23 protein-coding genes and 1 riboswitch are annotated in these 19,930 nt (G+C 38.3%); of the genes, 9 read left to right on the forward strand and 14 right to left on the reverse strand.

Translation table 11 applies throughout. The annotated features are described in order from the left end of the window. Positions 1-99: 99 nt before the first annotated feature. Positions 100-250: riboswitch (FMN riboswitch) on the forward strand. A gap of 90 nt (positions 251-340) precedes the next feature. After that, positions 341-1,000 (forward strand): 3,4-dihydroxy-2-butanone-4-phosphate synthase, encoded by a 660-nt coding sequence (gene ribB, locus F985_RS18130; protein WP_000096537.1) that lies wholly within the window; start codon positions 341-343, stop codon positions 998-1,000. Positions 1,001-1,058: 58 nt separating this feature from the next. Here ribB and F985_RS18135 read toward each other — a convergent pair whose 3' ends face one another. Next, positions 1,059-1,733 (reverse strand): HAD-IA family hydrolase, encoded by a 675-nt coding sequence (locus tag F985_RS18135; protein WP_004703388.1) that lies wholly within the window; start codon positions 1,731-1,733, stop codon positions 1,059-1,061. A 97-nt stretch (positions 1,734-1,830) separates the two neighbouring features. Here F985_RS18135 and F985_RS18140 point away from each other — a divergent pair, with 97 nt between their 5' ends. After that, a complete protein-coding gene (locus tag F985_RS18140; protein ID WP_004703390.1) occupies positions 1,831-2,598 on the forward strand; it encodes a hydroxymethylpyrimidine/phosphomethylpyrimidine kinase in 768 nt (255 codons plus the stop codon). Positions 2,599-2,643: 45 nt separating this feature from the next. On the opposite strand, the gene lysM is transcribed toward F985_RS18140, so the two are convergent. The 6 genes from lysM to F985_RS18170 form a co-directional block, all read right to left on the reverse strand. Next, complete coding sequence (gene lysM, locus F985_RS18145; RefSeq protein ID WP_004703391.1) at positions 2,644-3,117, reverse strand: peptidoglycan-binding protein LysM; 474 nt, start codon at positions 3,115-3,117, stop codon at positions 2,644-2,646. Between the two features lie 189 nt (positions 3,118-3,306). After that, the gene (acpP, locus tag F985_RS18150; RefSeq protein ID WP_001279871.1) at positions 3,307-3,543 is read right to left on the reverse strand and encodes an acyl carrier protein; all 237 of its coding nucleotides are present in this window, start codon (positions 3,541-3,543) and stop codon (positions 3,307-3,309) included. Positions 3,544-3,627: 84 nt separating this feature from the next. Continuing rightward, the gene (gene fabG, locus F985_RS18155; RefSeq protein ID WP_000191300.1) at positions 3,628-4,362 is read right to left on the reverse strand and encodes a 3-oxoacyl-ACP reductase FabG; all 735 of its coding nucleotides are present in this window, start codon (positions 4,360-4,362) and stop codon (positions 3,628-3,630) included. Continuing rightward, positions 4,359-5,345, reverse strand: a complete 987-nt coding sequence (fabD, locus tag F985_RS18160; RefSeq protein WP_004703394.1) for an ACP S-malonyltransferase — start codon at positions 5,343-5,345, stop codon at positions 4,359-4,361. The genes fabG and fabD overlap by 4 nt, the downstream gene beginning before the upstream one ends. Positions 5,346-5,497: 152 nt before the next feature. After that, entirely contained in the window at positions 5,498-5,683 is a 186-nt protein-coding gene (gene rpmF / locus F985_RS18165) for a 50S ribosomal protein L32 (RefSeq protein WP_000290730.1), read from the reverse strand. Positions 5,684-5,757: 74 nt separating this feature from the next. Then, positions 5,758-6,318 carry a YceD family protein gene (locus F985_RS18170; RefSeq protein ID WP_004703397.1) on the reverse strand — a complete coding sequence of 187 codons (561 nt, stop codon included), beginning with the start codon at positions 6,316-6,318 and terminating at the stop codon, positions 5,758-5,760. A gap of 96 nt (positions 6,319-6,414) precedes the next feature. Between F985_RS18170 and F985_RS18175 the strand changes: the two genes are divergently transcribed. The 5 genes from F985_RS18175 (at position 6,415) to rluB (ending at position 10,355) form a co-directional block, all read left to right on the forward strand. Continuing rightward, positions 6,415-7,077, forward strand: coding sequence for an elongation factor P hydroxylase (locus F985_RS18175; protein ID WP_004703399.1), 663 nt, complete (start codon positions 6,415-6,417; stop codon positions 7,075-7,077). Between the two features lie 89 nt (positions 7,078-7,166). Then, positions 7,167-7,784 (forward strand): L-threonylcarbamoyladenylate synthase, encoded by a 618-nt coding sequence (locus tag F985_RS18180; protein WP_004703401.1) that lies wholly within the window; start codon positions 7,167-7,169, stop codon positions 7,782-7,784. Positions 7,785-8,008: 224 nt separating this feature from the next. Beyond that, positions 8,009-8,800 carry a segregation and condensation protein A gene (locus tag F985_RS18185; protein ID WP_031944538.1) on the forward strand — a complete coding sequence of 264 codons (792 nt, stop codon included), beginning with the start codon at positions 8,009-8,011 and terminating at the stop codon, positions 8,798-8,800. Continuing rightward, positions 8,797-9,390: an SMC-Scp complex subunit ScpB gene (gene scpB / locus F985_RS18190; protein ID WP_004703403.1), complete on the forward strand. Its 594-nt coding sequence runs from the start codon at positions 8,797-8,799 to the stop codon at positions 9,388-9,390. Before F985_RS18185 ends, scpB begins: the two co-directional genes overlap by 4 nt. A 41-nt stretch (positions 9,391-9,431) precedes the next feature. Continuing rightward, positions 9,432-10,355, forward strand: coding sequence for a 23S rRNA pseudouridine(2605) synthase RluB (gene rluB, locus F985_RS18195; RefSeq protein WP_004703404.1), 924 nt, complete (start codon positions 9,432-9,434; stop codon positions 10,353-10,355). Positions 10,356-10,417: 62 nt separating this feature from the next. Here the strand turns inward: rluB and bioD are convergent, their stop codons facing one another. The 5 genes from bioD to F985_RS18220 all read right to left on the reverse strand — a co-directional run bounded on the left by bioD (position 10,418) and on the right by F985_RS18220 (position 15,073). Beyond that, a complete protein-coding gene (gene bioD, locus F985_RS18200; RefSeq protein ID WP_004703405.1) occupies positions 10,418-11,062 on the reverse strand; it encodes a dethiobiotin synthase in 645 nt (214 codons plus the stop codon). Beyond that, on the reverse strand, positions 11,063-11,812 hold the full coding sequence (gene bioC / locus F985_RS18205; RefSeq protein ID WP_004703406.1) for a malonyl-ACP O-methyltransferase BioC: 750 nt from the start codon (positions 11,810-11,812) through the stop codon (positions 11,063-11,065). Beyond that, on the reverse strand, positions 11,809-12,966 hold the full coding sequence (locus F985_RS18210; protein ID WP_004703407.1) for an 8-amino-7-oxononanoate synthase: 1,158 nt from the start codon (positions 12,964-12,966) through the stop codon (positions 11,809-11,811). The genes bioC and F985_RS18210 overlap by 4 nt, the downstream gene beginning before the upstream one ends. 1 nt (position 12,967) lies before the next feature. Then, a complete protein-coding gene (gene bioA / locus F985_RS18215; RefSeq protein WP_004703408.1) occupies positions 12,968-14,248 on the reverse strand; it encodes an adenosylmethionine--8-amino-7-oxononanoate transaminase in 1,281 nt (426 codons plus the stop codon). A gap of 93 nt (positions 14,249-14,341) precedes the next feature. Then, complete coding sequence (locus F985_RS18220) at positions 14,342-15,073, reverse strand: alpha/beta hydrolase family protein (protein WP_004703409.1); 732 nt, start codon at positions 15,071-15,073, stop codon at positions 14,342-14,344. 354 nt (positions 15,074-15,427) lie between these two features. On the opposite strand from F985_RS18220, the gene otsB reads away from it, so the two are divergent. Next, on the forward strand, positions 15,428-16,279 hold the full coding sequence (gene otsB, locus F985_RS18225; protein ID WP_004703411.1) for a trehalose-phosphatase: 852 nt from the start codon (positions 15,428-15,430) through the stop codon (positions 16,277-16,279). Continuing rightward, positions 16,267-17,697 (forward strand): alpha,alpha-trehalose-phosphate synthase (UDP-forming), encoded by a 1,431-nt coding sequence (locus F985_RS18230; protein WP_004703412.1) that lies wholly within the window; start codon positions 16,267-16,269, stop codon positions 17,695-17,697. The genes otsB and F985_RS18230 overlap by 13 nt, the downstream gene beginning before the upstream one ends. 68 nt (positions 17,698-17,765) lie before the next feature. Here F985_RS18230 and F985_RS18235 read toward each other — a convergent pair whose 3' ends face one another. Then, the gene (locus tag F985_RS18235) at positions 17,766-18,959 is read right to left on the reverse strand and encodes an MFS transporter (protein WP_081401392.1); all 1,194 of its coding nucleotides are present in this window, start codon (positions 18,957-18,959) and stop codon (positions 17,766-17,768) included. Between the two features lie 292 nt (positions 18,960-19,251). After that, positions 19,252-19,716 carry a heteropolymeric bacterioferritin subunit Ftn gene (ftn, locus tag F985_RS18240; protein ID WP_001214863.1) on the reverse strand — a complete coding sequence of 155 codons (465 nt, stop codon included), beginning with the start codon at positions 19,714-19,716 and terminating at the stop codon, positions 19,252-19,254. Positions 19,717-19,930: the final 214 nt, after the last annotated feature.

Below are 19,930 nucleotides of genomic sequence, written 5' to 3' on the forward strand. Positions count from 1 at the left end.
AAAAACCTATTTCGATTTCTAAAAATACTTATTCATAATGAGACTTAGCATTCTACAAAAGCATCTAGCCAATTTCTTCAAGCGCGCTATAATAAAACCCATCGCTTCAGGGCGGGGTGTAATTCCCCACCGGTGGTAAAGTTAATTTTCATATATAAATTAACAAGCCCACGAGCTTAAATTATGTAATTTGAGCAGATTTGGTGAAATTCCAAAGCCGACGGTATAGTCCGGATGAAAGAAGACGACGAACTGGGATAAATCCGTTTTATTTCAGTGCCAGCCTGTTTTTACATCAGTCCTGAAATGTTCAACCGTATTTTTACGAGAGCGTTTCATTATGTCTAGCTTAATTCAACCAGAACTTTTTTTCTCAGCCCTCTCTCCTGCTGAACAACGCATTCAACAAGCATTAGAAGATATCCGTCAAGGCAAACCTGTCTTGGTTATGGATGACTTTGACCGTGAAAATGAAGCAGATTTAATTGTTGCAGCTGAAACGCTAACTGTTGAGACCATGGCACGTATGATTCGTGATGGCTCAGGTATTGTATGTTTATGTCTGACAGAAGAATTAGCAGATCACCTTGAACTCCCTCCAATGGTTTCTCAAAACTCAAGTCAGTTTCATACTGCATTTACAGTGACCATTGAAGCTGCTCAAGGCGTTACAACTGGTGTTTCTGCTAAAGACCGTGTAACAACGATTAAAACTGCTATTAAAGATGGTGCTGTTGCAAGTGACTTAAACCGTCCTGGTCACGTTTTCCCATTACGTGCACGTAATGGTGGCGTACTTACTCGACGTGGTCATACTGAGGGGACTATTGATCTAGCCAGATTAGCTGGTCTCAAACCTGCTGGCGTGTTATGTGAATTGACTAATCCAGATGGCACTATGGCATCAGGCATTCAAGTTTTAGCATATGCACAAACTCATCACTTAACCGTGATTACGATTGAAGAACTTGTTCAATACCGTCAACAACACGGTATTTAAATAAAAAAGGTTTGGCTTTAGATCAAAGCCAAACCTATAAATTAAAACTTATTTATATTTAAGAAACTTTCTTTTGTGCTGCCAGTTCTTCAATATAGTCCAAAAGTTCAGAGAACTGATTAATCATCGCTTTTGGCTGTACTTGAGCAAGTTCTTCTGCTGTTCCATAACCATAAGTCACAGCTACCGCCTCAATACCATTGTGACGCGCACCTAAAACATCATATTGACGGTCACCTACCATTAAACACTCTTCAGGATTTAATTGCTCATGCTCAAGAATATAATGAATAAGCTCAGCTTTATTGGTCCGCTCACCTGTCAATTCACTTCCATAAATATGTACAAAATATTGACTTAATTCAAAATGATCTAAAATTCGTTTCGCATAAATCGTTGGTTTAGCAGTAGCAACAAATAAACGATATCCTTCGTCTTTTAAAGCACTCAGTGTTTGTACTACAGATGGATATACTTCATTTTCAAACAGACCAATGACCGAGAAACGCTCACGATAAGCCAATAAAGCTTGTTCAGCTAAATCATCATCTTGAGTAGCCAATAATTTTGCAAGTGATGGTTTTAAAGGCGGGCCAATGGTCCAATCAATATTTAAATCGGCAGCTAATGGATAGCCAAGCTTGTCCATTGCATAGCGAATTGAAGTATGGATACCAACTTTAGGGTCTGTTAAGGTTCCATCTAAATCAATCAAAATATGTTTTATAGCCATTCAATCATTAACCCAGTAAAGTATTTAGTTCAATTGGTCGAGAGTTTAATCAAACTCTCTTATACTAACGTAAATTTAAATTGAAAAGGAAATAACCGTGCGTCCAACCGTACTTTGTTTCTCGGGTTTAGACCCTTCAGGTGGTGCAGGTTTACAAGCCGATATCGAAGCAATTGGACAAAGTGGTGCCCATGCAGCAATTGCATGTACTGCCCTCACCATTCAAAACTCACAACAAGTATTTGGCTTTGAAGCAACCTCAAAAGAACTATTACTAGCTCAAGCAAATGCCGTGGTAGATGACTTACCCATTAAATGTGTTAAGTCAGGTATGCTTGGCACCACAGATAATATTGCTGCACTTGCTGAATTTTTACGTGTTCATCCTGACTATCAATATGTACTTGACCCTGTTTTAGTTGCAAACAGTGGTGGTTCGTTAGGAGACCAAGCAACTTTAGTTAAAGCATTTGTTGAACTGATTCCCCTAGCGACTCTTATTACGCCAAATACAGTCGAATTACGTGCATTAACAGGTGTTGATGATTTAGAACAAGCAACAGAAAAGCTATTTCAAATGGGTGCTCAAGCTGTATTAGTAAAAGGCGGTCACGAAGATACCCCTGACTTCATTAAAAATAATTTATATATTGATGGTGAACTTGCAGCGAGTAGTAATTGCCCTCGCCTTGAAGGTGAATATCACGGCTCAGGTTGTTCATTAGCAAGCTTTATCGCAGGTCGTTTAGCTTTGGGTGATTCTTTAAAAATTGCAGTACAGCATGCAGAAACATGGCTATTTGGTGTTTTAAAAAATGCTGAAACGCCTGTACCTAATGGACAAAAGATTCCAAAACGATTTTAACAACCAAATAAAAAGGCGTTTTAAGCGCCTTTTTATTTATTCCAATTACTGAGGAATACGTAAAACTTGTCCAGGGAAAATCTCATCTGGATCTTTTAGCATTGGTTTGTTTGCTTCAAAGATTTTTTGATATTGGTTGGCATCACCATAAAATTCTTTCGCAATTTTTGAAAGATTATCACCTGATTTTATCGTATAAAATTTACTTTCTGGCTCAGGAGTAGCAACCGTCATTTGATCATCTACTTGCGCAACGTGGTCTACGTTACCAACAATAAGAATAATTTTTTCTTTGTCTGCTTGGCTTTGTACTTGACCATGAAGCGTCGCAGTATCAGTTGAACCATTATATGTTACAGATAGGCCTTCCACTCCTAAGCCTAAACTTTTAATTAATCCTAATAATTTATTTGCCACTTCTTGTGCAGAAGGTTCTGCTGGTGTTGCTGGAGCTGGTTGTGGTTCTGCTGGTGCGGTATTTTTCTTACCAATACCTTTTACAAAATCAAAAAGACCCATCTTTTAGTCCTCATATTATTGTTTATAGTAAAGTCATTAAACTGACCTTTATTGTTATACTTGAAAAAAGAGACACCTCTGCTATCAATTGAGGTTGATCTTGTAAAAATATGTATCTCTATCAATGATTTTGAGTAAATAAAAAAAGCCACCTTACGGTGGCCTTCTTTTTAATCAGCAATATGCGAATTAACCAAGTTTTTTAGTTACATAGTCAATTGCAGATTGAACTGTAGTGATTTCGTTAGAATCTTCATCAGGGATAGTGATGTCGAAGTCATTTTCGAAAGACATAACAAGTTCAACTAAATCTAAAGAGTCAGCACCCAAGTCATCCATGAAAGATGCTTCGTTTTTAATCTCTTCAGCTTTAAGACCAAGTTGTTCTGCAACTGCTTGTTTAACGCGTTGTTCGATATCGCTCACAGGAATTCTCCTCATTGCTTGTGGCGTTTGATTTGCCACTAGTTTAATTGAATATAAAAATTTTTAAAAGTTTATACATCGGCGTTAGGCCATGTATAAACCACCATTTACATGTAATACCGTACCGGTAATGTAACCTGCTTTATCACTTGCAAGGAAACTCACCGCATTTGCGATATCTTGTGGCTCACCTAAACGATTTAAAGCCACTTGATCACTCATTTTTTTGCGAATGTCTTCACTAAGTGCATCTGTCATTTCTGTTGCAATAAAACCTGGTGCCACACTGTTTACAGTGATTTGGCGGCTACCCATCTCTTTTGCAAGGCTACGGCTGAATGCTTCAATACCTGCTTTAGCAGCAGAGTAGTTTGCTTGGCCTGGGTTTGCAAAATGAGCAACAACAGAACTGATATTAATAATTCGACCAAAACGTGCTTTCGTCATGCCCTTAAGTACGCGTTTAGATAAACGATAAACGGCTTTAAGGTGGATATTGAGAATGTCATCCCAATCATCTTCAGACATACGAAGCAACAAATTGTCTTTCGTAATACCTGCATTGTTAACGAGAACAAGTACAGGACCATAATTCTGTTCAATATGAGACACTACTGCTTCAATCTCATCGAGATTACGCACGTCTAGCGCCAAACCTGCACCTTGTTCACCAAAGCTATCTGTTAGCTTTTGTGCACCAGATTCAGAAGTCGCAGTACCTACGACAAAATAACCGTCTTGAATAAGTTGCTGGGCAATTGCAGCGCCAATGCCCCGACTCGCGCCCGTTACTAATGCAACTTTGCGTTCTTGTGTCATGCAATTTTTCCTTCTGCCACTAAAACAGCATTTAGGGCATCTTCCATTTTGCTCTTACTATCAATAGAAAAAGCTTTTTCGATATTTGGTAAACGCTTTGCGAGATTACTCAATACTGTACCAGGACCACATTCAACAATGTACTGAATACCTTGGTCTTGAAGAGACTGCATGGTACGTGTCCATTGCACAGACTCGTACAATTGTGCTGTTAATGCCTGACGTAATTGAGCAACATCGGTAGCAATTCCCGCGTTGACATTTTGTATTACAGGAATGGTAGGTAGCTCAATGGCAGTTTGTTCCAAAGCTTCTGCAAATTTTTCTGCAGCAGGCTTCATCAATGAACAATGCGAAGGTACAGAAACTGGTAAAGCAATTGCTTTAGCAGATTGTTCTTTTGCTAATGCCATCACTTGCTGTACAGATGCAGTACTGCCCGCAATTACAACCTGACCTTGTGAATTATAATTTGCAGCTTCAACTGAACCTTGACCTGATGCAGTTACACTCTGGCATAGTTCAACTACTTTATCATCGGCCAAACCAAGAATTGCAGCCATCGCACCTTCCCCTTGAGGAACAGCACTTTGCATGAGTTTTCCACGCAAATTAACTAATTTAACTGCATCTGCCAAACTCATTGAACCCGCTGCAACTAAAGCGCTGTATTCACCTAAAGAGTGACCAGCAAGGTATTTAGGTGCTAAACCACCCAAATCTAACCAAAGACGCCATAAAGCGATGCTAGCAGTTAATAATACAGGTTGGGTGTTTTGTGTTTGGTCTAAACCTTCACCACTTTGCGCAATATGCCAAAGATCAAATCCTAGCGCGTCTGAAGCTTCAGCAAAAGTTTGCCCAACTCCACTAAACTGTTCTGCGAGTTCAGCGAGCATACCAACTTTTTGTGAACCTTGACCCGGAAACACAAATGCAGTTTTTGTGGCTAAAGCTACTTGTTCAAGACGTTTAGCAGACATAAGAAATCCTTTTTGGGTTTTCACTCATTTCTCTGGAGCGGAAATTTAACATTTAATTTGTATATTTATAATTGCGAAAAACAACAAAAAAAGGGAGCTTTCGCTCCCATTTTTTCTATACTTAAGCATCACGCTTAATGCATATCATGCAATTATTCAGCATCAGCTGCTTTAGCGAATAATTGGCGACCACGGTAGAAACCGTCTTTAGTCACGTGGTGACGACGATGAGTTTCACCAGTTGCTTGGTCTACTGTTAATGCATTCTCGGTTAAAGCGTCATGTGAACGGCGCATGTCACGGCGAGAGCGACTTTTACGGTTTTGCTGAACGGCCATGATGGCTCCTTACAAAGATCGAAAAAATGGATCAGAACAAATTCAGTTGTCTTATCTCATAATCATAACACAAATTATGAGTTAAGTTTACCCTTCAAACCTGCCAAAACATCAAACGGGTTATCCCGTTTCTCTTCGACAACGTTCTGAATGGTAGGTTGATGTTTATGTTCACAAGCATCATGCTTGGGAGATAAAGGCATCAACAATAACAGTTCATCTTCTAGTAATGCGAGCAAGTTAATCGAAGCAGGTGTATCAAAATCACCTTTTGTCGAAGACTCACTTTCACCTAAAACGATGAAATCAGCATCCTCATCCAAGCGCTCTATCAGTGACTCATCATCTACAAGTGCAATATGAAAGTCAGAAACAATTGGCATTTCAACAGGTTCCAAACAACGTTGGCACTCCATTGGAACTTTTGTTTCCATATGACCATCTAACCACACAATGCGATGATAGGCATCCATTGATAGCTTACAGTCTATGTTGATCAATTGGTTATCAATTGATCCAACAGCTTCACGAGCAATACGAGTAAGACGAGACAATGGCAGTTGACCTGACCATGTAAAGCCTTGCTCAGCCCATTTAAACGGCTCAATCTGTGCCGGAAAGGTATTTGCTGACATAATTAAGGCGGCAATTCTACAAATTCATCGGTACTCTGTCAAAGATTAAGATACAATTTTGTACTTCTTTAGACAGAACTCGGGGTAAATTAAGCAATGCACCTGTTGCAGCCGCAACCTGAAGTTAACACTTCATTACTCGTTTGCACCCATTCAACTCACCAAAACACTCTTTTACCTGACGTGGTGCAACTCTCACCATGGCCAAGCTCAAAATTAGAGTCTGAGCAAGTTGATTGGCTTATTTTACACTTTAATCACTGGTTTTCCCACCATAATGTGACATTAGTTCGTGGAGAATTTGAACCAGAATATTTCCCAGCAAACGAACATGAGCCAGCCAAAATTCAATTTGCCCATGGTTTTTTCAATAGTGCCCTGCATGAAATTAGCCATTGGACAATTGCAGGCGCAAAACGTCGTCTGTTGCCTGATTTAGGGTATTGGTACGCCCCAGATGGTCGAACTAAAGAACAGCAAGATTTATTTGAACAGGTGGAAATTAAGCCGCAAGCGATTGAATGGTTATTTTCCCATTCTTTTAGCAGAAAATTTAGAGTCTCGCTCGACAACCTGACAGGTGATGGCGGAGATGGCAAAAAGTTTAAAGATAATGTTTATACACAAGTACAACGCTATTTTTCTGGAGAAGCTAAACTACCTGTTGATGCAGCGCGATTCATTGAATGTATTTGCCAATGTACGCGAGCAGGTGCAGCGTTACAATCAAGTGAATTTAAACGTGAACTCCTTGATTAAATGACAAAAAAACTACGTAAGCTACTTGCTTCCCAAGTTTGAAAAGTCTAATACTATTTTTAATACTGGCGTGATGGAGTCTCTAAAATATGCTGCATTTACATGTACATCCTGAAAATCCACAGCAACGCCTCATTGATCAAGCGGTTGAGCGTATTCGTGCAGGCGATGTTGTGGTCTACCCTACCGATGCTGCTTATGCAATCGGATGCCAGATTGGTAATAAAAATGCCATGGAACGTATTGCTCAGATTCGTGATTTAGGCCCTAAGCATCAATACGCGATTATGTGCTGTGATTTATCAGATATCGCGACTTATGCAAAAGTTGATAATGCGACTTATAGATTATTAAAGGCAAATACACCTGCTGTTACGACTTTTATTTTACCCGCAACCAGTGAAGTTCCACGCAGGTTAATGCATCCTAAAAAGAAAACGATTGGTTTACGTATTCCAAGTAACCCAATTTGTCAGGCTTTATTAAAAGAACTTGGTGAACCTTTACTGACAAGTACACTAATTTTACCAGGACACGAAGACCCTCTTGATGATCCTTACGATATTGAAAATCAGTTAGCTAAACGGATTGATGTATTTATTGATGGTGGGTTCGGAACTTTGACAACCACCAGTATTGTTGATTTATCGGGTGAACATCCAGAAGTTATCCGTCATGGTGCAGGAGACGTAAGTGCTTTCGAATAAGCACTTATTCCCCTTTTTACCAACAGTTAAAAAAAAGTATTATCAAGAAAAAAAATACTCTTTATTTAGTTTGGATTTTTTTTACACTTTAGTCGTTAAGCAATTTATTAAAAGTCACAATTCCTTTAGAATGTTTTGCACTATCTGCTGTTCTTCTGCTACAGCTCTTATTGACTTGAAAACAAGTCTCATGCTTTTGAAAATTCGCGTGGCTTATAATCGTAATGAACCAATCACTTCATCAATCCATGGAAGACGTTCCACACATCCGTGTTTTAGATGAGTGGCACGACACGATTCCTGAAGATCTTTATATTCCTCCAGCTGCCTTCGAGATTTTACTTGAACAGTTTGAAGGACCGCTCGACTTTTTAATTTATCTGATTCAGAAAAACGGTTTCGATTTGGTTCAGCTCGATATCGCCCCTATTGCAACTCAATATTTAGCTTATATGGATAGCATGAAATCCTTAAATATTGAGCTGACTGCCGACTACATGGTCATGGCTGCTTTATTGGCCGATTTGAAATCTCGCTTACTTTTACCTAAGCCAACAGTTATTAGTATTGAAAAAGATCCTAAACAGGATCTTATTGATCGCCTTGAGACTTATTTACGTATTAAGCAAGCTGCTGAGCGTTTAGGGCAAATGCCGGTTCTTGACCGTGATACATTTAGTGCCAATGTAAGTTTAGGTCATATCGCACCTGTTTATGAAGGTTATGATGTTTCGGCGTTACATGATGCTTTGTTTTGCGTATTTAACCGCCCAGAACCTGTAACACATACAATTGCACAAGAGCCTGTACTGTTAGAAGAACGGATTGCATATATTGAAGAGAAATTAGAGTCAGGCGACGTGTTAAGTTTTAAAGAATTACTGAATCCGCAACAAGGCCGTATGGGCATGGTTGTAACTTTTATGGCTGTGTTAGAGTTAACCCGACAACAAAAGATTAAAATTATTGCGACAGGTGTTGAAGCTCCATTGGCTATTCAAGGGTCTGCGGCATGAGTTTTGAACAAAATAATACCGATTTGTCATTAGCTGACATTCATCACGAAGTTTTATTGCAACTTGAAGCGATTATTTTTGCCAGTGAAGCACCTGTTTCGATTGCTCGTTTAAAAGAAGCTTTTAATAATCAATATAACAAACAACAGCTTCGTCAACTTTTACAACAGCTTGCCCTCTTACAACATGGCCGCTCTATTGAGTTGATAGAAACTGCGCAAGGCTTTCGTTTTCAGGTAAGATCCAAATATCGCAATATTATTGCGCAGATTTGGCCAGAGCGACCAACAAAACTGTCGCCATCTTTACTAGAAACGTTGGCTGTCATTGCGTATCATCAACCAGTCACGCGTGCTGATATTGAACAAATTCGTGGTGTATCTAATAATAGTCAGATTCTCAGAACGCTATTTGACTGGAACTGGATTAAAGAAGCCGGTTTTAGAGATTTACCCGGAAGACCTGCGTTGCTAATTACAACGCCTCAATTTCTGAATGCTTTTGGTCTAGCCTCTTTAGGCCAATTGCCTCCCCTACAGAACGCCAAGGAAGCATTTATGGCTCTCGATGCAAATGCACCGAAATCATAAAGAGGTGGACTGTTGATCATTATGTCTAAGGTTGTGCTGTCATGAGTGAAAAATTGCAAAAAGTATTAGCGCGAATCGGATTAGGTTCCCGTCGATATATGGAAGAGGTTATTGCCGCAGGACGCGTGAGTGTAAACGGCAGCGTTGCCCAAGTGGGTGAACGCATTGAACCAGGCGATGAATTACGCATTGATGGTCGTAAAGTTCAGTTTCAAATCGAAGACGAAATTCGTCGTCGTGTACTGATTTATTATAAACCTGAAGGTGAAATCTGTTCACGTAATGATCCTGAAAAACGTCCAACTGTATTTGATCATTTACCACAAATTGCAAATGACCGCTGGGTAATGGTAGGTCGTCTGGATATTAACAGTACAGGTTTATTATTATTTACAAATGATGGTGAACTTGCTAACCGCTTAATGCACCCATCTAATGAAATTGAACGTGAATACGCTGTACGTGTAATGGGTGAAGTAACACCAAAACTACGTCAAAACATGGTGAATGGTGTAGAGCTTGAAGATGGCCCAGCCAAGTTCGAGTCTTTCTCTGAAATTGGTGGTGAAGGTATTAACCGCTGGTATCAAGTTGTGGTGAAAGAAGGTCGTAACCGTGAAGTACGCCGTATTTTTGAATCACAAGGCCTTAAAGTAAGCCGTTTATTACGTACTCGCTACGGTACTGTGATTTTACCACGTGAATTACGTACTGGCCGTTGGATGGAACTCGACAAAACTGATATCGACAACTTAGCAAAATCTGTTGAGTTAAAACCGCGTCAAGGTACAGGCTTATTTGGTATGGCGAAACGTCGTACTGACCGTATGACTGAAAAGCCAATGGCAGCGCGTCGTGGTGGCTATTTACGTCAACAACGTCGTGATGATGAAAAAGAAGCACCAGCAAACACTGGTAATCAGCGTAAATCGACTGGTCTTAACCGTGGATTTAAAAAGTTCTAAGATCAACTTTTAAATCAAAAACCGCTCAAATTAGAGCGGTTTTTTTATAGTTTGTTGTCGAATTAACTCATTTTTGCCAATTCAATCCACTCTGCTTCTGGAAAGTGAATAGCTAAATAATCTTTCAAATAATTTGAAGTATCTTGCGAAATTAATGGATCTTTTGATTCATCTTTTAGATTATAAACTAGAGCCTTTAATTTCAGCCCACGAGACTTAAGCGCCTCAAGACTAAGTAAAGTATGGTTAATACTTCCTAAACGACCTGATGTTACCAAAATAACAGGGAACTGATGCTGAGCCACATAATCAATTGTGAGTAGACTGGTGGTTAATGGCACCATTAACCCACCTGCACCTTCTAACAATACAATTTCAAATCGCTCAGCCAATGTTTGAGTTGCATTTTCAATTTTTTGAAAATCAATTTCTCTATTATCCAAGCGTGTTGCTAAATGAGGTGAAGCTGGATAGCTGAAGATTTCAGGCATAGTCAGCTTATCGTGATCTTCCTGAAACCAACCTTGTCCCATAATTTCACGATGCTTCTCGATGTCTTCAGAAATATCAGCATTACCTGTTTGAATGAGTTTCTGGGTAATTACTTTTTTACCTTGCTCAGTCCATAATTTTGCTAAAAAACCTGTCGCGTAAGTTTTACCAATTTCGGTATCAATCCCACTGACAAAATAGATCTGACCACTCATTTACTTCACTCTCCGGGCAATACAATAAATCGGATGGTATGTTAGGGCATATCCCTCGGCCTGCTTAAACCGATCATAATCTTGATAAAACTGCTGTAAAGTTTGCTTGGTCCAACGATGTTGAGCGGTTGCCGTTACACCTGTTGCTTTCAAATGTTGTAATACAGCTTTAGGCGAATCAAAATAGAGCTGAGTTTCTGATTCAGATAAATGCAAAACTTCAAAACCAGCCTGAGTTAAGGTATTGTTCCAACTTTCAAGATTCCAATAACTTAAACCTTGTCCAGTTAGCTCTTTAATTTCAAATAGGTTCTTAGGGCCAAATGTTGAAAAGCATAGCCAACCACTGTCATTTAAAGCGTCATTACAACGCTTAAGCAAACGCGGTAAATCTTGCATCCATTGCAAAGCAGAACCTGAAACAATCATATCGAGCTGTTGAGGAAGTTCTAATATTTCAACATCTCCAATTAGCCATTTTAAATGCTCTTGATGATTGAAGTGCACCTGCACCTCTGAGTACAGATCATTCAAAATTAAATCTTCAAATTGAAAAGCGTCAACAAGCAGACGAGTTAAATTGCCAGAACCACAACCAATTTCAAAAACACGTGACATCGTACTTGGACAAAACTGCTTTAGTAAGCCCGTTAAATTTTGGCAAATTTGTTTTTGAACAACCGCATGCTCTGAATAGCTTTGCCCTGCTTTAGCAAAACGCTCGGCAACTAAGTTTTTATTCAGACTCACAGAAAACTCACCAGTGCTTCAAGCTCGTGTTGTTCGACCATTGACGTTAAAGAAATACGCAAACGTGAACTATTTTTAGGTACTGTTGGTGGACGTACAGGCATAGCATAAAAGCCGCATTCTTGAACATGTTTTGCCTTATCAATAGCAGCCTGACTTTCTCCCACCATCACTGGAATAATATGACTAGTCGAAGGACTTACATAACCCTTTTCTATAACAGCTTTTTGAAGATATTGGCTAATATTTTCTAAGTGTTCACGCTGAGGCCGAGCAACCAATACTTTTTGTAATATAAAATTTGTCCAAGCCATAACAATCGGAGGTTGAGCTGTACTAAAAATAAGCGGACGCATTTTATTAATGAGATAATCTTTAATAATAGGATGGCAAATAATGTAACCACCGACTGCTGCTAATGCTTTACCTAATGTGCCTACTAAAAAGTCAATTTCTTGAATGACATTATATTGTTCAGCACATCCCAAACCTTGCTGACCACGTACACCAATTGAGTGTGCCTCATCGACATAAAGCATGGTTTTAGCAAAACGTTTTTTAAGCTGGACTAATGCGGCTAAATCCGTTTCATCACCATCCATACTAAAAATACTTTCTGTGACCACAATGATTCGTTCAATCTTGTCATCATCATGATATTTTTGCAGAAGTTGCTCTAAGTGCTGTAAATCATTATGGAGATAACGCACATACTGCGCACCAGATAAACGTATACCGTCAATCATGCTGGCATGGACTAATTTATCTGCCAAAATTAAAGTTTTGCTATCAGAAACAGCTGGCAAAATACCAATATTCATGTGATAGCCACTATTAAATAGCAGAGCCGACCGACCACCGAATGCTTGGCTTAGGCTATTTTCCAACTGTTCATATTCTTCAAAGTTACCTGTCAGTAAACGAGCCGATGAAGAACTAAAATAGCTGCGCTCCAAAGGTAAGCTATCTAAAAACTCTTGGCGAAGATTAAGATCAGCCGCCAATCCAAGATAGTCATTTGAAGCTAAGTTGAGCATTGTTTTATTTTGAATAGTGATAAAACGGCCATGCTGCACATTTTGGGTAAATTGTCTAAAGTTACCTTGTTGTTTTAACTCATCTAACTCTGTAGCAAAATGATCAAGCAATGACATCTTAATGCGCTCCCTGCAATGTTTTAACAACTTCAACCAATTGTTCAAGTAAATCGCTTAGCTCTTGTTGAGTAATGACATAAGGTGGCATCACATAAACCAGTTTGCCAAAAGGGCGAATCCAGATTCCACGGTCTACAAATTGTTGCTGTAAAGTTTTCATATCAACATTAAAGGTGAGTTCTACTACACCAATTGCACCCAGCACTCGTACATCAGCAACATAATCCAGCTCATTTAAAGGCACTAAATGTTGGTTAAGCTCTTGCTCAATTCGCTTAATATTGGCTTGCCAATCTTGCTCAATTAAAAGTTGCGTACTTTTCAAGGCAACGGCACAAGCAAGCGGATTGGCCATAAAGGTTGGACCGTGCATAAATACCCCAGCCTCACCACGACTAATGGTTTCTGCAACATGTTTTGTTGTTAAGGTCGCAGATAACGTCATATAGCCACCTGTTAACCCTTTACCTAGGCACATAATATCCGGTTCGACTTGAGCATGTTCCCACGCAAAAAGCTTACCCGTACGACCAAAGCCAGTCGCGATTTCATCAAAAATTAATAACAGATGATATTTCTCACAAAGCGCCTTAGCCTGACGTAAATATTCAGGATGATAAAAACGCATGCCCCCTGCACCTTGAACAATTGGTTCAATAATGAGTGCGGCAAGATGTTCATGATTTTGCTGAATAGCTTGTTCTAGCTCGGCAATATCTTGAGGATTCCATTCTTCGTAGAATTTGGTTTGTGGTGCCGCCACGAAAAAACGGTTCGGTAAGCTGGTACCAAAAATTTGATGCATGCCTGTAACTGGATCACATACAGACATCGCATTCCATGTATCACCGTGGTAACCAGAACGCGTAGTAATAAAATTTGTTTTTTGTGGTTGGCCTTGTGCTGTCCAGAACTGCACAGCCATTTTCAAAGCAACTTCAACGGCAACCGACCCTGAATCTGCATAGAAAATTTTATCGAGACTTGGCGGTGTAATTTTTAAAAGAATTTTACCAAGCTCAATCGCAGGATCATGAGTTAACCCGCCAAACATGATATGTGACATGTTCTGTAATTGATCTGTCACTGCCTGATTGAGTTCAGGATGGTTATAGCCGTGAATTGCACACCACCAAGAGGACATGCCATCAATTAAAGTTCTACCATCATCGAGTTCAATCGTCGCACCATAAGCACGCTTAACTTTGAATGTTGGTAACGGTTGGGTCATTGAAGTATATGGATGCCAAATATGTTCCAAATCAAAATTATCGGTCATCCTCTATACCCTTTTACAGCGTTCAAATCTCTCATTGAACACATGTTAAACCTGTTAATAATGAAAGAAAATTGCGATATCAATCAAAGCTTATTAACTTTGCTGATGAATTGTTAAAAATTGGCAGATTTCTTCAATTGTTCTTTCTACCTGTAAGTACGGAAAAGCGTGTGTAGCGTCTTTTAGTAACTTATAAGTTATGTTTTCTGTAGCGAAATCCTTAAAATTCTCGATAATTTTGCAAGGAATGACATTGTCTTGCTCAGCAAACAGATGAAGCTGTAGACCTGAATAGTTTTTCAAGTTATCTACCACATTTAGCTGCTCAAGCATTTGCAAACCTTCTAATAAAAGTTCATTTGACGGCGGGTTTGCTATATTTTGTACGTTTAACCAATCTTGTTTCGCTTGAGATGAGCCAAGTGTAATCAAATAATAAAAACGCTTTAAAGTGGCTTGCGGGTTCTGTAAAAGAGACCCTTTAAATTGACTAAATACATCAGCAGGCATTGCGGTTTGCCAATTATTATGAGCAACGAAACAAGGATTCGAAGCAAGCGTAATTAAAGTTTTTGTTTGCCCTGTTTGCTTGTAAAAAATATCAACCAGTTGAGTTGCTAACTGCCCACCTAGAGACCAGCCTATTACCACATCAACTTCAGCCACTAAATCAAGCTGTGCTTGAAAGTTACGATCTAAAACATTAAAAATATTAATCAGTTGTGTTTCAAAACCAGCTTTTTCCAAGTGCAATTTAAGTGATTGTAAAGGTTCTATGCCTACTCCCCAACCTGTAATCAATAAAATTTTATTTTGTAACTTCATATACCTGTCCACAGCCAACTTTTGCAAGATTATATATTAATATCAATTTTAAATATCTTTTAAAATCAACATAAAAATTAAATTTCACAAAGTAAAATCAGTCATTTAGAGGTAGTTAATATTCTGAAATATATTGATAAGTAAAGCCTAAATTATTCATATGAAACATACAAAACTTTAATTATCTAAACATTGAAGCAAATCAAAAAACAACATAATCCACACTTCACCCATAAATCCATTGTGCAATGTAATTAATGTTAATACTTATGTTTTTTTATTAAAAAAAATGACTCATTAATTCATTTTAATGATAGAAGATTAATTAATGATCAAAATATTGGGCAGGTTAATATGAATAGTCAAAGTATAATATCTGGTGGGAGAGAAAAAGATACATATTTTGTTACACCCAATGATATTATAAATACCTTACCTTCAGATAAAAATTATTGTTTATTTCTAGATATTGATGGAACATTAGCTCCATTTCAAATTCATCCTGAACATAGTTTTATTCCTAATACTACATTAGAAGTTATAAAAAAAATTATTGAATTAAATATACCAGTGGTTGCTGTAACAGGTCGCGATGTTGAAACGGCTAGTAAGCTGCTTCAGTCTATTGAAGTTCCTATAGCTGGACTACATGGTTTAGATATTTATTTTGATTCTAACACTTATATTCGCCCAGACTTAAGTGATATTAATTTTAATAAATTAAAAGAAGATATTATAAAATCTTGTGAAAAATATCCCGATTTATTAATTGAGGATAAAGGATATTCTATTGCTTTACATTATCGAAAAAATCCAGAATTAGAAAATAATGCAATTTATATTATGCAACAAGTTAAATATTTTCATCCTCAACTAAAATTAAATAGAGGAAAATTTGTAGTTGAATTATTACCTAAACAGGCAGATAAAGGCAAAGCAATTCAAACTATATTAAATCATCTTAATTTACCGTTAATTCATCCGATATTTATAGGAGATGACTTAACAGATGAATCAGGTTTCATATTTATTAATCAACAATTTGGCACTTCAATTAAAGTAGGTTCTGGGGAAACAGAAGCTCAATATAGATTAAAAGATATTAACAGCGTTTCTAATTTTCTTTTTTTCTTTCTCGAAAAAATAAAAAAGTTATACGTCAAAAATAGTCAAGATCAGAATGGAGAACAAATATGTCTAAATTAATCGTGTTATCGAATCGAATAAGTATGCCATCAGGTAAGGCTTCAGCAGGTGGCCTTGCAGTAGCTGTACAAGACGCATTAAATGACAGTAACGGTATTTGGTTGGGCTGGAATGGTCAACAAATTACCGATACTGAAGCGCCTGAATTCGATCAGGCATATTCTCATGGAATTGACTACATTACCTGCCCTCTTACACATCAGCAATATGCACAGTATTACTGCGGTTTTGCTAACAAGGTCTTATGGCCTGCTATGCATCATAGAGACGATCTGATTGAATATGATGCTGAAGAATATAATACTTACCAACGGGTCAATCGTTTATTTGCTGAACAATTAAAACAAATTGCTCAGCCGGATGATGTTATTTGGGTACATGATTACCACTTTTTTAGTGTAGCCCGTCATTGCCGCGAATTAGGAATGCAAAATAAAATCGGTTTCTTTTTGCATATTCCTTTTGCAAGCTTAAACATTTGGCGCAAAATTCCAGTTGCGTTACATCTAGTACAAGACCTTTGCCAATATGATGTAGTTGGTCTACAAACTCAAGCTGATCAAAATACCTGTATGCAAACGTGCATGGGCTTACTTGAAGCTCAAAAAATATTAAGTGACCGAATTAGTTATAAAAAGCGTCAGGTATTGATTAAGTCCTACCCTATTGGTGTGCAACCTGAACTTATTCAGCGCCAAGCACAACAAGCATTTCAAACAGCAAATGTATTTAACTTTGAAGATATTCCACGTCAAAAAACTATTATCGGGGTTGACCGTATTGATTATTCAAAAGGTCTACTTGAACGTTTCAATGCATTTGCAACCTTCTTGGAAACCAATCCTGAATATCATAGGCTAGTACGTCATCTACAAGTTGCAACACCTTCACGTACAGATATTCCTGCTTATCAACGTTTATATCAACGCTTTAAAACCAAGCTAGAGCTGATTAATCAAGAGTTTGCACAGGAAGACTGGCGTCCGATTGATTGCTGCTATGACACCGTTAAACATGACAGCCTAATGCATATTTATCGCAATTCTGATATTTGTTGGATTAGCTCACTACGTGATGGTATGAATTTGGTCGCAAAAGAATATATTGCGGCTCAAGATCCAGAAAACCCAGGTGTACTAATTTTATCTAAATATGCTGGTGCAGCTGAACAAATGACTCAGGCCTTAATTGTTGACCCAATAGATCGAGCGGCAATGATGGATACTCTAAAAACCGCTCTAGAGATGTCTAAAGCAGAACGTATTAATCGTTATGAACAGTTAATAGAAGGTTTAGCAACCACCGACTTGAGTGATTGGCGTAATAATTTCTTGAAAGATTTAGAAAATGCTCCGACTTTCACGAAATCTAAATTCTCATTACAAGATAAGTATCTACCCACTTATCATGTCTTATAATAATTCACACTTATAGAACATCGAGAAGTTTTTCTCGATGTTCTTTTCGGCTGGTGAGTTAGCTTAAGTTACTTTGCCTTAACAAGCGTAAAGCGATTTAGTACAGCAATCATGATTAATAAAACAGCTACCCCAGATAGGACTGTGGTTAGACTGGTCCACTGACCAATTAAACCGATTAAAGCTGGACCACTTAATGACCCTGTGTATGCGATAGTTGAAACCATAGAAAGCGCTGCTGCTTTAGGCATATCATTCTGGCGGCCGACACGAGAAAACATAACAGGCACAATGTTAGAACAGCCTAAACCTAAAAGTGCATAACCCAATACTACAACTTGCCAAACAGGTGCCATCACAATAGTGACCATAGCAAGCGCGGCAACAATTGCACTATAGGTCACAATGGTTTTCTCACCCCATTGTTTTAACAAGAGATGTCCTGCAAAACGACCACTTGTCATACTAAGTGCAAAGAATGTATAAGCCAGCCCCGCAAAGGCAGGATTCAGCTGATATTTACTAGTCAAATAAATACCACCCCAGTCCATTGCTGCACCTTCTGACAAGAAGGCAATAAAGCACATCATCCCAATTAAGAGAATAGTACCATTTGGGCGCGAAGTTTTTTTAGATGCGTCAGTTATTTCAGCTGCACCTTGTTCATCCTGCTCAAATGTTGTTAAAGCAGATGGAATAGCAACAAAGCTAACGACCAGTAAAATCATGACCACAGACAGCGTACTCATGAGTGGTGAAAGGCCAATTGCTAGTAGCGTGGTGACAAGCATGGCACCTATTAAACCACCAAGGCTGCACATACCGTGGAAACTAGACATGAGTGCACGTAAGCTGTGTTTTTCCACCACAACTGCCTGCAAATTGATAGCAACGCCGAGGCAGCCTGCTGCTGTACCAAAAATAAATAACGCCACAGCCATCGATACAAGACTATGCCAGATCGTTAAACTTGGTAATAACACCATTAAAAGTATGGTTGCCACTGCAATTAATGGACGGCATCCCCAACGCTTAACTAAAGCCCCTGTCGCAGGCATAGCAATCATTGAACCGATTCCCATGCAAAGCAGCAATAGACCAAAATTTGCATGATTTAGGTTTAAACGTTGCTGTGCATAAGGAATGAGTGGTGCCCAAGCAGATATCGCAAAGCCCAAGCTAAAAAAGCTGAGACGAGTTGCTAATCGTTGTGTGCTTAAGAGAGAAGCTGTATCTAAAACAGCAGACTTGGAAAATAACATATACGCGAAGCTCACCATAAAGCCATTGGCGATCCATACCAACCGATTCCCCATAGAAAAACCCTTGCCATATTAAGTTTCAGGCAAGGGTTTTTATTGGCGAAATTATATCCAATTCCATAAAAAAAACATGGGGTCTGACACAATTTTTCTGACTTTTTTGTAACTGCCAAAGCCTTATATAGTAAGGCTTTGAATATATTCAATTTGACAATATTAACGTCTAGCAGTGACTTTGTTTTATTAAAACGAGTGAATAAAAAACCCAGCTTAAGCTGGGTTCTTCAAATCATTAAATTTGAGACTGAATATAATTTTGTAGGCCAATCAGTTCAATTAAACGCAACTGTTTTTCAAGCCAGTAAGTATGGTCTTCTTCGGTATCTGATAATTGTTGACGTAACATATCACGACTAATGTAGTCGCCTTTTTCTTCACACAGTTTAATACCTGTCGCTAATTTTTCACGCACGTGATATTCAAGTGCTAAATCAGCTTTTAAGCAAGATACAACGTCTGTACCGACATTGATATCTTCACGGTGCATGTTTGGTTTAGCACCTAAAAACAATACACGACGAATAATTGCATCAGCATGAGAAGCTTCTTCTTGCATCTCATGGTCAATACGCTCATAAATCTTGTTTAGACCCCAATCTTCATACATACGAGAATGGATTAAATATTGATCACGGGCAGCCAACTCTCCGCCAATGAGCATATTTAAATAGTCTATGACTTCTGGATTGCCACGCATAATAAATCTCCTATCGTATGAGTCTATTATGGGCAAACTTAAAAATGATTGCAAAACAAAAAATAGTTAAGTTTATGATTTTTATCAAATTAAAATGAGAAACATACGCATTTGCAGTTTAAGTTATTTAAATTTCCTCTGCAAAAAGAAACGCTTGTCCGATTTATAAGCTCAAACAAGCGTTTAAAAATGGCATGAACCATCAATTTATAAA

The organism is Acinetobacter seifertii (assembly GCF_000368065.1).
Lineage (GTDB): Bacteria > Pseudomonadota > Gammaproteobacteria > Pseudomonadales > Moraxellaceae > Acinetobacter > Acinetobacter seifertii.